General features: G+C 74.7%; 9 protein-coding genes. 4 read left to right on the top strand and 5 right to left on the bottom strand.

What is annotated here, in order from left to right:
* The first annotated feature begins 24 nt into the window (after nucleotides 1–24).
* On the top strand, nucleotides 25–1,968 hold the full coding sequence (locus tag FHL80_RS07675; protein ID WP_138732860.1) for a S9 family peptidase: 1,944 nt from the start codon (nucleotides 25–27) through the stop codon (nucleotides 1,966–1,968).
* Here the strand turns inward: FHL80_RS07675 and FHL80_RS07670 are convergent.
* Both FHL80_RS07670 and FHL80_RS07665 read right to left on the bottom strand, forming a co-directional pair.
* Nucleotides 1,958–3,601 carry a DUF885 family protein gene (locus FHL80_RS07670; RefSeq protein WP_138732859.1) on the bottom strand — a complete coding sequence of 548 codons (1,644 nt, stop codon included), beginning with the start codon at nucleotides 3,599–3,601 and terminating at the stop codon, nucleotides 1,958–1,960. The two genes, FHL80_RS07675 and FHL80_RS07670, sit on opposite strands and share 11 nt — an antisense overlap.
* Before the next feature lie 49 nt (nucleotides 3,602–3,650).
* Nucleotides 3,651–3,875, bottom strand: coding sequence for a KTSC domain-containing protein (locus tag FHL80_RS07665; RefSeq protein WP_138732858.1), 225 nt, complete (start codon nucleotides 3,873–3,875; stop codon nucleotides 3,651–3,653).
* A gap of 132 nt (nucleotides 3,876–4,007) precedes the next feature.
* Between FHL80_RS07665 and FHL80_RS07660 the strand changes: the two genes are divergently transcribed.
* Nucleotides 4,008–8,642, top strand: a complete 4,635-nt coding sequence (locus FHL80_RS07660) for an ATP-dependent helicase (RefSeq protein ID WP_138732857.1) — start codon at nucleotides 4,008–4,010, stop codon at nucleotides 8,640–8,642.
* A 15-nt stretch (nucleotides 8,643–8,657) separates the two neighbouring features.
* Here FHL80_RS07660 and FHL80_RS07655 read toward each other — a convergent pair whose 3' ends face one another.
* Entirely contained in the window at nucleotides 8,658–9,170 is a 513-nt protein-coding gene (locus FHL80_RS07655; RefSeq protein WP_246078530.1) for an antibiotic biosynthesis monooxygenase, read from the bottom strand.
* 203 nt (nucleotides 9,171–9,373) lie between these two features.
* Between FHL80_RS07655 and FHL80_RS07650 the strand changes: the two genes are divergently transcribed.
* Together FHL80_RS07650 and FHL80_RS07645 are read left to right on the top strand one after the other, a co-directional pair.
* Nucleotides 9,374–10,228 carry a DNA-formamidopyrimidine glycosylase family protein gene (locus FHL80_RS07650; RefSeq protein WP_138732855.1) on the top strand — a complete coding sequence of 285 codons (855 nt, stop codon included), beginning with the start codon at nucleotides 9,374–9,376 and terminating at the stop codon, nucleotides 10,226–10,228.
* Between the two features lie 64 nt (nucleotides 10,229–10,292).
* Entirely contained in the window at nucleotides 10,293–11,144 is an 852-nt protein-coding gene (locus tag FHL80_RS07645) for a DNA-formamidopyrimidine glycosylase family protein (RefSeq protein WP_138732854.1), read from the top strand.
* 66 nt (nucleotides 11,145–11,210) lie between these two features.
* Here the strand turns inward: FHL80_RS07645 and FHL80_RS07640 are convergent, their stop codons facing one another.
* The gene (locus tag FHL80_RS07640) at nucleotides 11,211–12,053 is read right to left on the bottom strand and encodes a PspA/IM30 family protein (RefSeq protein ID WP_138732853.1); all 843 of its coding nucleotides are present in this window, start codon (nucleotides 12,051–12,053) and stop codon (nucleotides 11,211–11,213) included.
* A gap of 180 nt (nucleotides 12,054–12,233) precedes the next feature.
* Nucleotides 12,234–13,862 carry a glucose-6-phosphate isomerase gene (gene pgi, locus FHL80_RS07635; protein WP_138732852.1) on the bottom strand — a complete coding sequence of 543 codons (1,629 nt, stop codon included), beginning with the start codon at nucleotides 13,860–13,862 and terminating at the stop codon, nucleotides 12,234–12,236.
* Nucleotides 13,863–13,908: the final 46 nt, after the last annotated feature.

Here is a 13,908-nt window from a genome sequence, read left to right as displayed (position 1 = left end):
ACGGCGTGCTGCGAGGATCCCCCGGTGACGACGACGGACCCCCAGCCCGTGCTCCCCGACGACGTCGGCCGGTTCGCCGACATCGGGGAGGTCGTGCTGTCCCGGGACGGCGCGCGGGTCGCCGTGGCCGTGTCGCAGCCCGACGTCGTGGCGAACCGGTACCGCCGTGACGTGCTCGCCGGCCCGGTCGACGGCACCGACCCCTTGCTCCCGCTGGACCCGCAGGGTTCCGTGCGGCTGCCCCGCTGGTCACCGGCCGACGACCGGCTGGCCGTCGTGGTGGACCGGCCGGAGGGGTGCGAGGTGCGGCTGGTCGCGCCGGACGGGACGGTCACCTCCGCTGTCGCCGGGTGGCCGGACCCGGTCGAGGAGCTCGCCTGGTCCCCCGACGGACGGCGCCTGCTGTTCGTCGTCCGGGAGCCGGTCGACCGGGGCTGGTACGAGCTCCCGGAGGACCGCCGCCCGCCGCGGCGGCTGACCACGCTGGGCTACCGGGAGGACGGCGTCGGCTGGACGGTGGACCGCCCGCGTCAGGCGTACCTGGTCGACGCCGGCGGTCGCGGGGCGCCCACCCGGCTGTCCACCGGCGGGTTCGACGACGCCGGGTTCGCCTGGCACCCCGACGGCCGGTCGGTCTGGTTCGTCAGCAAGCGGCACCCCGGCGCGGACCGCAGCATCGTCAACGACGTCTTCGTCCAGCCGCTGGACGGGGCGCCGCGCCGGCTCACCGGCAGCGACCTGCTGCACAGCGACCCCGTGCCCTCGCCCGACGGCTCGCTGCTGGCGCTGACCGTCACCGACGTCGCCGGCTTCCCCGCGGCGGCGCACCTGGCGGTGCTCGACCCGGGCACCGGCGCGCTGACCGACCTCGCGGCGGACTTGGACCGCGACTGCGCCTCGATCGTCTGGACCGACGAGACGACCGTCGCGGTGGTGGTCGAGGACGCCGGCGCCATGACGGTGCACGCCTTCCCCGTCGCCTCGCCCGGGTCGCACCGCGTGCTGGTCGGCGGGGAGCGGCGGATCACCGCGTTCGACGCCCGCGCCGGGCGGACCGTCGTCGTCACCTCCGGGCCGGTGGACCCACCCGCGCTGGCCGTGGTGGCGCCGGACGGCTCCGAGCGGGTGCGGCACGCCCCCAGCGCGACCGTCGCGGCCCAGCGCCGGCTGGTCGCGCCCCGGCACACGGGCGTGCCGGTCGCCCCCGGCGTGACGGTCGGCTCCTGGCTCGTGCGGCCCGAGGGCGCCGGGCCGCACCCGGTGGTGGTGTGGCTGCAGGGCGGCGGCACCCAGTACGGCTGGCAGTTCTCCCACGAGCTGCAGCTGCTGGTCTCCGCCGGGTACGCGGTGCTCTACCTCAACCCCCGCGGCTCCGCGGGCCACGGCACGGCGTGGATGCGCACGGTGGCCGGACCGCGGGCGGCGGTGCCGGGCAGCGGGTGGGGCGGCTCCGACGTGGCCGACGTCGCGGCCGTCCTCCGCGCCACGCTGGACTCCTCCCCCGACCTGGACCCGGACCGGGTCGGCGTCATGGGCGGGTCCTACGGCGGCCTGCTGACCGCGCACCTGCTCGCGCAGACCGACCTGTTCCGGGCCGGGTGGGCCGAGCGCGGCCCGTACGACCTGTACAGCGACGCCGGGACCAAGGACGAGGCGCCGTGGTTCTTCCAGGCCTACCTGGGCGGCTCGCACCTGGACGACGCCGCGTCCTACTGGCAGGCCTCGCCGCTGCGGCTGGTGCAGCAGATCACCGCGCCGCTGGCGATCGTGCACTCCGAGGAGGACCGGCGCTGCTCGATCGGGCAGGCCGAGGAGCTGTTCATGGCATGCAAGCTGCTCGACCGGGACGTGGAGCTCATCCGGTTCCCGGGCGAGGGCCACGAGCTCACCCGCAGCGGCAGCCCGGTGCACCGCCTGCAGCGGCTGGAGATCCTCCTCGAGTGGTTCGGCCGCTGGCTCACGCCCTGACGCGCGCGAGCTGCTCGATCCGGTCGAGGTCGCCGCGGTCGTCGAGGAGCTCCCAGCGCTGCAGCGAGAGCGGCACGTTGCCCTCACGCCACAGCCGGTCGTGGAAGGCGCGCAGTGAGAACCCGTCGGTCCGGGAGGCGTCGGCGAGCAGGGCGAGGACCTGGGTCTTGCCGACCTGGTAGGTCATGGCCTGCCCGGGGGTGGCGGCGAAGAAGGCGGCCTCCTCCAGCGCCGTCTGCCGGTCCATCGGCACCGCCGTCTCCAGCAGGGCCGCCGCCGCAGGGATGTCGAGCTCGCCGAGCGCCAGCTGCACGTCGACCACCACGCGCAGCGCCCGCAGCCGCATGAAGTTGCAGACGATCTCGCGGGTGGCGGGCGCGTCGTCGAACAACCCCGAGGCGAGCACGAGCTCCTCGTTGTAGAAGGCGATGCCCTCGTTGGCCGTGGAGTCGTAGTAGTGCCGGCGGACCGCGCGCGGGTGCCGCCAGGACAGCGCCAGCTGCTGGTAGTGGGCGCCCTCGTGGATGATCCCGGCCCGCGGGTCGGCGGCGTTGGCCGCGTAGAAGTAGGGCAGGTCGGGGCCCGGCGGCGGGAAGAACGCGGAACCGTCCTGGTCGAGCCGGTCGGGCCCGGTGAGGTCGTCGGCGACGCCGCACCACGCGATCGGGGCCAGGTACGCCGGCATCGGGGAGGTGCGGTAGTGCCGCAGGGTGTCCGGCTGGGTGAGCAGCCCGCGGTCCTCGTAGAACGTGCGGACGGCGAGCTCGGCGTCGGCCTCGGCGGCGGCCTGCTCGGCACCGGTGGTGAACCGCGGCGCGGGCCGCGCGCCCGGGGCGCTGCCGTTGCGGTGCCGCTCCAGGAGCTCGAGGACCGCTGCCCGGTCGGCCTCCCGGCGGCCGGTGTCGAGCAGCTCCTGCGGCGAGTACGGCAGGACGGCGACCTCACGGAGGAACCAGCCGAAGTCCTCGGGTCCCACCGGCTCCGCGCTCGCCATCCCCGGCAGCTGCTGGGCCGTGGAGTCCCGGAAGGCGGCCAGTGCGCGCCCCGCCTCCCCGCCGGCGGCAGCCAGCGCGCGATCGTCGGCGGCGCCCCACCCGACCGGGTGCAGGGAGGTCAGCGCCGCGACGGTCGCGGCGACGTCGTCCTCCACCGAGGCCAGGGCGGTGACCGCCAGCCCGGCGAACTCCCGCACCGCCTCGCCGGCGAGGTTCTCCCGGCCGACGTCGAGCAGGGCCGGGGTGGCCGCGAGCACCCGGCGGACGTCAGCCAGCCGCGCGGCGTCGACCTCCAGCGGGGTGAGCAGGTCGAAGACGCAGCCGAGGGTCTGGTCGACGTAGAAGCCGGGGTCGCGCTGCCAGCTGCGCAGGACGTCCAGCTCCCACCGCACGCGGGCCAGCGCCGACCGCAGCAGCCGGGCGTCGACCGCGGCGGCCCGGTCCGCGCCGGGGTCGATCCGCGCCAGCCGGTCGGCGAACGCGTCCCGCTCCCGGCGGTACCGGGCGACGGCAGCGGCCGAGAAGTCCGGCAGCCAGCCGGCCGGCCGGTCGATCCGCGGGATGTCGTCGCGGGAGCGCGGCTGCTGGGCGGCGCGCCACTCCCAGAACTGCGCGGCGAGGACCTCGAGGTCAGTCATCCGCGGGCCGGGTCAGCGTCACGGGCGTCATCCTGCCGTGTGACCTGCCTCAACCCCAGCGGCGGCCGACCGCCCGGTACTCGAAGTCCGGCTTGATCTCGCGGTTGAAGAACCGGCCCTTGCTCTCCGCCCGCAGCAGCGACAGCACCCGTTCGGGCGGCACCTCGAGGAAGTGGTAGACGCGACCGTCGCGGAACGTGATCTCGAGGACCTGCTCCTCCTCGTCGTAACCGACCATGGCGATGGTCGAGGACTCGACTCGTGACCGGAGCACGGGCACCTCCTGCGGACGACGCAGAACGACACCAGTGTCATTCGTCGCGAGCGAGATGTCGACGTGTCGGTTCGTCCAGCTGACCTGCGCGGGCACCGGCAGACTGTCGTACCCGCGTGGACACTGGGGGACGTGTCGGCCCTCGATCGTTTCTCCGCGTCCACGCAGGCGTGGTTCACCGGCGCGTTCGAGCAGCCGACGGCGGCCCAGGAGGGCGCCTGGGCAGCGATCAGCAGCGGTGAGCACGCCCTCGTCGTCGCCCCGACCGGTTCGGGCAAGACCCTGGCGGCATTCCTCTGGTCGCTGGACCGGCTGGCCGCCACCCCGCCCCCCGAGGACCCGCTCGCCCGGTGCCGTGTCCTCTACGTCTCCCCGCTGAAGGCGCTGGCCGTCGACGTCGAGCGGAACCTGCGGGCGCCGTTGACCGGCATCGGCCAGGCCGCCGCCCGGCTCGGGCTGCCGCGGCCGGAGATCACCGTGGGCGTCCGCTCCGGGGACACCCCGGCCGACGAGCGCCGCACCTTCGCGCGTCGCCCGCCGGACATCCTGATCACCACCCCGGAGTCGCTGTTCCTGCTGCTCACCAGCCAGGCGCGGGAGGCGCTGCGCGGGGTGGAGACGGTGATCCTCGACGAGGTGCACGCGGTGTGCGGCACCAAGCGCGGCGCCCACCTGGCCGTCTCCCTCGACCGGCTCGACGAGCTGCTGGAGCGGCCGGCCCAGCGGGTCGGCCTGTCGGCCACCGTGCGGCCGATCGAGGAGGTGTCGACCTTCCTGGCCGGCGGCCGCCCGGTGCAGGTGGTGGCCCCGCCGTCGGTCAAGCAGTGGGACCTGTCGGTCGTCGTCCCGGTCGAGGACATGAGCTCCCTCGGCCAGCCGACCGGGGAGCTGGAGGGGTCCGCGGCCGGCAACCAGCCCCGGACGTCGATCTGGCCGGCGGTCGAGGAGCGGGTGCTGGACCTCATCCAGTCCCACCGCAGCACCATCGTGTTCGCCAACTCGCGCCGGCTCGCCGAACGGCTGACCAGCCGGCTCAACGAGCTGGCGTACGAGCGGGCCACCGGTGAGCCGCTGCCGCACGGCGCGAACCCCGCCGACCTGATGGCGCAGGCCGGTTCCGGCGGCGGGCTGCCGGCCGACGTCAGACCGGTCGCCTCGGCGCACCACGGCTCGGTCTCCCGGGAGCAGCGCGCGGTCGTCGAGGAGGCGCTGAAGTCCGGTCAGCTGCCCGCCGTCGTCGCCACGTCCTCCCTCGAGCTGGGCATCGACATGGGCGCGGTCGACCTCGTCGTCCAGGTCGAGTCCCCGCCCAACGTCGCCGCCGGGCTGCAGCGGGTCGGCCGGGCCGGCCACCAGGTGGGCGCGGTCAGCGAGGGCGTCATCTTCCCGAAGTTCCGCGGCGACCTGGTGCAGAGCGCCGTCGTCGCCGAGCGGATGCGCGCGGGGGCGATCGAGTCCACGCGGTACCTGCGCAACCCGCTCGACGTGCTGGCCCAGCAGATCGTGGCCATGGTGTCCGAGCGGCCGCGCACGGTCGACGACGTCGCCGAGGTGCTGCGCCGGTCCGCCGCGTTCTCCGCGCTGCCGGACTCCGCGCTGCACGCGGTGCTCGACATGCTCGCCGGCCGCTACCCCTCCGACGCGTTCGCCGAGCTGCGGCCGCGGCTGACCTGGGACCGTGTCACCGACACCCTCACCGCGCGCGCCGGCGCCCAGCGGCTGGCGGTCACCAGCGGCGGCACCATCCCCGACCGCGGGCTGTTCGGCGTCTTCCTCGTCTCCGGGAAGGGCGAGGGCGGCAAGCGGGTGGGCGAGCTCGACGAGGAGATGGTCTACGAGTCCCGGGTCGGCGACGTCTTCCTGCTCGGCTCGTCGTCGTGGCGGATCGAGGAGATCACCCACGACCGGGTGCTGGTCAGCCCGGCACCCGGGCTGCCCGGGAAGATGCCGTTCTGGCACGGCGACACCCTCGGCCGGCCGCTGGAGCTGGGCCGAGCGCTGGGCGCGTTCCTCCGCGAGGTCGGCTCGGCCACCCCGGAGGCCGGCACCGACCGGGCCCGCGCCGCCGGTCTCGACGAGTGGGGCGCGGCCAACCTGTTCGCCTACCTCGCCGAGCAGAAGCAGGCCACCGGCCACCTGCCCGACGACAGGACGCTGCTGGTCGAGCGGTTCCGCGACGAGCTCGGCGACTGGCGGCTGGTCGTCCACTCCCCCTTCGGCGCGCAGGTCAACGCCCCGTGGGCGCTGGTGCTGGCGTCCCGGCTGCGCGAGCGCTACGGCGTCGACGTCGCCTCCATGCACTCCGACGACGGCATCGTGCTCCGGCTCCCGGACACCACCGGCGAAGCGCCCGAGGCCGACCTGGCGATCCTCGACCCCGACGACGTCGAGCGGGAGGTGACCGCCGAGGTCGGCAACTCGGCGCTGTTCGCCAGCCGCTTCCGCGAGTGCGCCGCCCGGGCCCTGCTGCTCCCCCGTCGCGACCCGCGGCGCCGGACGCCGCTGTGGCAGCAGCGGCAGCGCGCCGCCCAGCTGCTCTCGGTGGCCAGCGAGTTCTCCGGCTTCCCGATCACCCTCGAGGCGGTCCGGGAGGTCCTGCAGGACGTCTACGACGTGCCCGGCCTCGTGGAGCTGATGAGCGACGTGCGCGCCCGCCGGGTGCGGGTGGTCGACGTGCAGACCCAGTCCGCCTCGCCGTTCGCCCAGTCCCTGCTGTTCGGCTACGTCGGCCAGTTCATCTACGAGGGCGACGCCCCGCTGGCCGAGCGCCGGGCGCAGGCCCTGGCCCTGGACACCGGGCTGCTGGCCGAGCTGCTCGGCCGCTCCGAGCTGCGCGAGCTGCTGGACGCCGACGCGATGGCCGAGGTCGAGGCGGAGCTCCAGCGGCTGCCGCAGCAGCGGCACCCCCGCGACGTCGACGGCGCCAGCGACCTGCTCCGCGGCGTGGGCGACCTGACCGTGGCCGAGGCGGCGGTCCGGGGCGTGCCGGCGGAGTGGCTCGAGGAGCTGGTCGTCTCCCGGCGGGCGCTGGTGGTCCGGATCGCCGGCGAGCAGCGCCACGTCGCCATCGAGGACGCCGGCCGGCTCCGCGACGCGCTGGGCACGGCGCTGCCGGTCGGGGTGCCGGAGGCGTTCACCGAGCCGGTCGCCGACCCGCTGGGCGACCTCATCGGCCGCTACGCCCGCACCCACGGGCCCTTCGCACCTCCCGAGGCCGCAGCACGGCTGGGGCTGGGGGTCGCCGTCGTCACCGCCACCGTGCAGCGGCTGGTCGGCACCGGCCGACTGGTCACCGGCGAGTTCCGGCCCGGCGGGATCGGCCAGGAGTGGTGCGACACCGAGGTGCTGCGCTCCATCCGGCGGCGGTCGCTGGCCAAGCTGCGCCAGGAGGTCGAGCCCGTCCCGATCGAGACGCTGGCCCGCTTCACCCCGTCCTGGCAGTCGGTGGGGAGCCGGATGCGCGGGGTGGACGGCGTGCTGGCCGTCGTCGAGCAGCTGGCCGGCGCCCTGGTGCCCGCCTCGGCACTGGAGTCGCTGGTGCTGCCGTCGCGGGTGCAGAACTACTCCCCCGCGCTGCTCGACGAGCTGACCAGCGCCGGCGAGGTGCTCTGGGCCGGCGCCGGAGGGCTGTCCGGCGGCGACGGCTGGGTGACGCTCGTGCCGGCCGACCTGGCGCCGCTGCTGCTCCCCGAGCCCCCGGGAGCCGCGTCGGTGGAGGGCGGGTACGGCGCGGCGCTGCTCGAGGAGCTCGCCGGCGGTCAGGCGATGTTCTTCCGGTCGCTGTCCGACCGGGTCGGCGCGACCGACGACGCGGCGCTGTCCGAGGAGATCTGGGACCTCGTCTGGGCCGGCGCGCTGACCAACGACACGCTGGCGCCGCTGCGGGTCCGGCTCGCCGGCGGCGGCACCCACAAGCGGCAGCCCGCGGCGCCGCGCGCCCGGCTCGACCGGACCCGGTACGGCCGCACCCGGCTCGGACGGCCGGCGATGCCCACCCGCACCGGGCCGCCGGCGATGGCCGGCCGCTGGTCGCGGCTGCCCGACCTGGAGGGCAACACGACCAAGCGCACCACCGCCCGGAGCGAGGCGCTGCTGGAGCGGCACGGCGTGCTGACCCGCGGGGCGGTGCAGGCCGAGCAGGTCGTCGGCGGGTTCTCCGCGGTGTACCCGGTGCTGCGGGCATTCGAGGAGAACGGCGGCGCCCGGCGCGGGTACTTCGTGGAGACCCTCGGGGCAGCGCAGTTCGGCACCCCCGGCTCCATCGACCGGCTGCGCAGCTTCGCCAGCCCCGACCGGGTGCCGGCCGGACCGGTCGTCCTGGCCGCCACCGACCCGGCCAACGTCTACGGCGCAGCCCTGCCCTGGCCCGAGCGGGCGGTGGGCTCCGCCGACGGGTCCGGAGAGGGCTCCGTGCAGGGCTCCGTGCAGGGCTCAGTGCCAGGCATCGACGTCGGCGAGGGCACCGCCGGCCGCAGGACCGGGCACCGGGCCGGCCGCAAGGCCGGCGCGCTGGTGGTGCTGGTCGACGGCGAGCTGGTGCTCTACGTCGAGCGGGGCGGCAAGACGCTGCTGTCCTGGACCGAGGACGAGACGGTGCTCAAGGAGGCCGCGACGGCGCTGTCGTCCGCGGTGGCGTCCGGGGCGCTCGGGCGGATGACGGTGCAGAAGGCCGACGGCGCCTCCGTGCACGAGTCCGGGCCGCTCAGCGCCGCGCTGCAGGCCGCCGGCTTCGCCGCCACCCCGCGGGGCCTGCGGCTGCGCAGCTGACCGGCGGCGCCGGGATCAGCGGCGGCGGGAGCCCTGCAGCCAGGGTCCGAACCGGCGGCTGAGCCGCGGCATGAGCAGGCGCAGCGCGGTGACCACGTAGACCGCCGACAGCAGCAGCCGCAGGCCCCAGGGCCAGCTGCCCACGAACGGCACCGCGACCAGCTGGAACGTCGTGGTCATCGCCAGGACGACGGCGACGGTGAGGACCCAGCTGCGCCAGGCCGGACCGGGCTCGGGCGGGACCGCGAAGAAGCTCTCCAGGCCGACCGCACGGGCGGTGCGCGAGTCCTCGACCAGCTGGTGCACCCGGGCGAGGGCCTCGGCCCGCTCCGGCGACCGCTCCCAAGCGCTGAGCGCCTCGTCGTCGGTGAAGCGGAAGACCAGGTGGAACTCGTCGCTGCCCGGACCGGGGCGGAGCAGCGAGGAACCGAGGTTGCCCGGGAAGCTGGCCAGGAGCTCCTGGATCTCGGCCGCCCAGCGCTCGAAGGCCGCCTGCTGAGGCGGGTGCACCACCCTGGCGACGGTCACCGTCACGGGCTCCGCGACCGGCTGCGGGGCCGGGGCGCTGGTGAGGCTGCGCAGACGCGTCGACATGGTCACGGGCACGTGAGCACCGGCGGACCTCGAGCTGTTCCCGGTTGTCTCCCCGCTCACAGCGGGGCCGCCCCTCCGGGGACCGGTCACCGGGAGGGTCCGGGCGCTGAGCGGCTCCGCCGGGGACCATGGTCGTCGTGCCCGAGGGAGACACCGTCTGGCTGGCCGCCCGGCGGATGAACACCGCGCTGGCCGGCGCCACGCTGCGCCGGGGTGAGCTGCGGGTGCCGCAGCTGGCCGCCGTCGACCTCACCGGCGCGACGGTCACCGAGGTCGTGCCCCGCGGCAAGCACATGCTCACCCGCCTCGCCGACGGCCGGACCCTGCGGACGCACTTCCGGATGGACGGCAGCTGGCACATCTACCGCCCGGGCAGACCGTGGAAGGGCGGTCCCGGGCACAGCATCCGGGCCGTCCTGGCCTCCGACGAGTGGGAGTGCGTCGGCTACCGCCTGCACGACATGCGGATCGTCCCGACCAGCGCCGAGGACGAGCTGGTCGGCCACCTCGGTCCCGACGTGCTGGGACCGGACTGGGACCTCGACGAGGCGCTGCGCCGGCTCCGCGCGCACCCCGACGAGCAGATCGGCGTCGCTGTCCTCGACCAGCGCAACCTGGCCGGCATCGGCAACCTGTACAAGGTCGAGGCCCTGTTCCTGACCGGCGTGAACCCGTGGGCCCGGGTCGCCGACGTGCCGGACCTCGGCGGGCTGGTCACCCGGGCCCGCACCTTGATGCTGGCCAACCGCGACCACCCCGCGCAGAGCACCACCGGCGAGACCCGCCACGGTCAGGACCACTGGGTCGCCGGTCGGAAGGGCCGGCCGTGCCGCCGCTGCCGGACGCCGATCCTGCTCGGCGACCAGGGCCCCGACCTGCAGGAGCGGATCACCTGGTGGTGCCCCTCCTGCCAGGCCACCCCTGCACCGGTGGATCCGCGGGCACGCACCGGTGAGCCCGGCACCGAGGCGCGCCGCGCCCGCCACCCGTGACGACCGGGCCCGCTCCCGCGGCACCAGGTCGGCACGAGCGGACGTGGACGGGGATCATGGCCAGATGCCCGAGGGAGACACGGTCTGGCTGGCCGCCAGACGCATGAACACCGCGCTGGCCGGCGCCACGCTCACCAAGGGCGAGCTGCGCGTGCCGCAGCTGGCCACCGTCGACCTCGCCGGCGCGACCGTCACCGAGGTCGTGCCCCGCGGCAAGCACATGCTCACCCGCTTCGCCGACGGCCGCACGCTGCGCACGCACTTCCGGATGGACGGCAGCTGGCACATCTACCGCACGGGCACCCCGTGGAAGGGCGGTCCCGGGCACAGCATCCGGGCCGTCCTGGCCTCCGACGAGTGGGAGTGCGTCGGCTACCGGCTGCACGACATGCGGATCGTCCCGACCAGCGCCGAGGACGAGCTGGTCGGCCACCTCGGTCCCGACGTGCTGGGACCGGACTGGGACCTCGACGAGGCGCTGCGCCGGCTCCGCGCGCACCCCGACGAGCAGATCGGCGTCGCTGTCCTCGACCAGCGCAACCTGGCCGGCATCGGCAACCTGTACAAGGTCGAGACGCTGTTCCTGACGCGCACCCACCCCTGGACCCGGGTGGCCGACGTCCCGGACCTGCCGGGTCTGGTCACCCGGGCCCGCACGCTGATGCAGGCCAACCGCGACCACCCCGAGCAGAGCACGACCGGCTCCACCCGGCGCGGGGAGGACCACTGGGTGTTCGGCCGGAAGGGCCGGCCGTGCCGCCGCTGCCGCACTCCGATCCTGCTGGGCGACCAGGGTCCGGACACCCAGGAACGGGTGACCTACTGGTGCCCGACGTGCCAGGCCGCGCGCAGCCCGATCGACCCGCTGGCCCGCACCGGGGAGCCCGGCCACCCGGCGTCGCTCGCCGCCACCTGATGAAGGACCCCGGTGCCCCCCGCCACTCGCGATCCCGCGGCAGGACCCTGCACCGGGGCCTCGACGTCAGGCGGGGTCGGGCCGCTCCGCCGGCTGGGCGGCCGGGGTCTCGGCGCCGAGGCCGGTCACCGGCGGGGTGCCCTGCTCGAGGGCGCCGGCCGCCTGGTTGCCGCTGATCGCCGGGGTGCCGCCGCTCATGGCCGCACGGATCTCGGCGAGCCGGGAGGCGCCCTGCACGTCGATGGTCGCCTTCTGCACCTCGAGCATGCGGCCCTCCACCGAGTTCTGCGCCAGCTCCGCCTGGCCCAGCGCGTTGGCGTAGCGCGCTTCGATCTTGTCGCGGACCTCGCCCAGCGACGGGGTGTTGCCCGGCGCGGAGAGCTCGTTGACCTGCCGCAGCGAGGAGGAGACCTGCTCCTGCATCTTCGCCTGCTCCAGCTGGGAGAGCAGCTTGGTCCGCTCCGCCAGGGTCGACTGCAGCCGCATCCGGCTGGTCTCGACGGCCCCCTTGGCCTGCTCGGCGGCCTGCAGCGCCTCGTCGTGGCTGCGCTTGAGGTCCTCCATCGCCTGCTCGGCGCTGACCAGCTGGGTGGCGAAGGCCTGCGCGGCCTGCTCGTACTCCGAGGCCTTTGCCTCGTCGCCCTTGGCCCGGGTCTGGTCGGCGAGGGCGAGCGCCTGGCGCGCCGAGGACTGCAGCTTCTCCACCTCACCGAGCTGGCGGTTGAGCCGCATCTCCAGCTGCCGCTGGTTGCCCAGGACCGCCGCGGCCTGGTTGGCCAGCGACTGGTGCCGGTTCTGCTCCGCCTCGATCGCCTGGGCGATCTGGATCTTCGGGTCGGCCCGCTGGTCGATCTGCTGGTTGGCCGAGGCCGTCAGGTACTTCCACAGCTTCACGAACGGGTTCGGCATGGCTCCTCCTGGTCCGGCGCTCCCGGCCACCGGGGCGGTGGGTGGGGGCGACACGGGCGACGCTTGTCCCGATCATCGTCCCAGGCCCGCACTGCGGCCAGCCACAGCGGACGGTCCCGGGACGATTGCCCTCGTGCCGGGTGCCGCTGTCGAGCGCGGTGACGTGCTGGGCCCTTCCTGCTAGACCTTGCGGCCGCGCAGCTGCCGGTAGTGCCGGACCAGCTCCACCGTGGAGGCGTCCTGGTCCATCTCCGGGGCTTCGTCACTGGTCAGCGCGGGGCCGAGCTGGCGGGCCATCACCTTGCCGAGCTCGACACCCCACTGGTCGAAGGAGTCGATCTGCCAGATCGCCCCCTCCGTGAAGACCGTGTGCTCGTAGAAGGCGATCAGCTGGCCCAGCGTGCCGGGGGTGAGCTCGGGCGCCAGGACGGTCGTCGAGGGCCGGTTCCCCGGCATCACCTTGTGCGGGACGACGTCGGCGGCGGTCCCCTCGGCGGCCACCTCCTCCGCCGTCCGGCCGAACGCCAGCACCGCGCTCTGCGCGAACAGGTTGGCCATCAGCAGGTCGTGCATCTCGCCGATGTCGTGGTTGGGCTCGCCGAACCCGATGAAGTCCGCCGGGATGAGCGACGTCCCCTGGTGCAGCAGCTGGTGGAAGGCGTGCTGGCCGTTGGTGCCCGGCTCGCCCCAGTAGACCTCGCCGGTCGACGTCGTCACCGGCTCCCCGTCCCAGCGGACGGACTTGCCGTTGCTCTCCATGGTCAGCTGCTGCAGGTAGGCCGGCAGCCGGGACAGGTACTGGCTGTAGGGCAGGACGGCGTGGGTCTGCGAGCCGAAGAAGTTCGTGTACCAGACGTTGAGCAGGCCCTGCAGCAGCGGCAGGTTCTCCGCCGGCGGCGCGGTCCGGAAGTGCTCGTCGACGGTGGAGAAGCCGGCCAGCATCTCGTCGTAGCCGGCGGGTCCGATCGCCACCATCAGCGACAGGCCGACCGCCGAGGTGAAGGAGTACCGGCCACCCACCCAGTCCCAGAACTCGAACATGTTCTCCGGGTCGATGCCGAACTCGGCGACCGCGTCGGTGTTTGTGGACACGGCGACGAAGTGCTTGGCCACGGCCGAGTCGTCGCCCAGCGCCGCGAGCAGCCAGTCGCGCGCGACGGTGGCGTTGGTCAGCGTCTCCAGCGTGGTGAAGGTCTTGGAGCAGACGACGAACAGCGTCGTCGCCGGGTCCAGGTCCCGGGTCTTCTCGAAGAAGTCGGTCGGGTCGATGTTGGACACGAAGCGGGCGGTGATGCCGCGGTCGCTGTAGTCGGCCAGCGCCGTGTACGCCATCGCCGGGCCGAGGTCGGAGCCACCGATGCCGATGTTGACCACCGCGGTGATGCGCTCGCCGGTGTGCCCCTTCCACTCCCCCGACCGCACCCGGTCGGCGAAGCCGCGCATCTTGGCCAGCACCGCGTGCACGTCGGCGGTGACGTCCTGGCCGTCGACGGTCAGCGGCGCCGACTCCGGCGCCCGCAGCGCGACGTGCAGCACGGCCCGGTCCTCGGTGACGTTGATGTGCTCGCCGCGGAACATCGCCTCGATCCGCCCGGGCACGCCGGCCTTCTCGGCCAGCGCGAGGAGCAGCTGCAGCGTCTCGTCGGTGACCCGGTGCTTCGAGTAGTCCAGGTAGAGGTCCCCGGCGGTCCCGGTCAGCCGCTGGGCGCGCGCCGGGTCCTCGGCGAACAGCTCGCGCAGGGTCCGGGCGCTGATCTCGCGGTGGTGGTCGACCAGTGCGGCCCACTCGTCGGTCGCGGTGATGTCCATGCTGCCTCCAGGGTCGGGCTCCGCTGTCCACGGGTGGCTCCACGGG

This window comes from Modestobacter excelsi (assembly GCF_005930495.1).
Classification (GTDB): domain Bacteria; phylum Actinomycetota; class Actinomycetes; order Mycobacteriales; family Geodermatophilaceae; genus Modestobacter; species Modestobacter excelsi.
Note: the sequence above shows the minus strand (reverse complement) of the source record. Positions and strands in the feature narration are given on the sequence as shown.

Bases quoted from the DNA above. Each gene is read 5' to 3' on its own strand.
- FHL80_RS07640 (WP_138732853.1), bottom strand. From the start codon at position 12,053: ATGCCGAACCCGTTCGTGAAGCTGTGGAAGTACCTGACGGCCTCGGCC.
- FHL80_RS07670 (WP_138732859.1), bottom strand. From the start codon at position 3,601: ATGACTGACCTCGAGGTCCTCGCCGCGCAGTTCTGGGAGTGGCGCGCC.
- FHL80_RS07645 (WP_138732854.1), top strand. From the start codon at position 10,293: ATGCCCGAGGGAGACACGGTCTGGCTGGCCGCCAGACGCATGAACACC.
- pgi (WP_138732852.1), bottom strand. From the start codon at position 13,862: ATGGACATCACCGCGACCGACGAGTGGGCCGCACTGGTCGACCACCAC.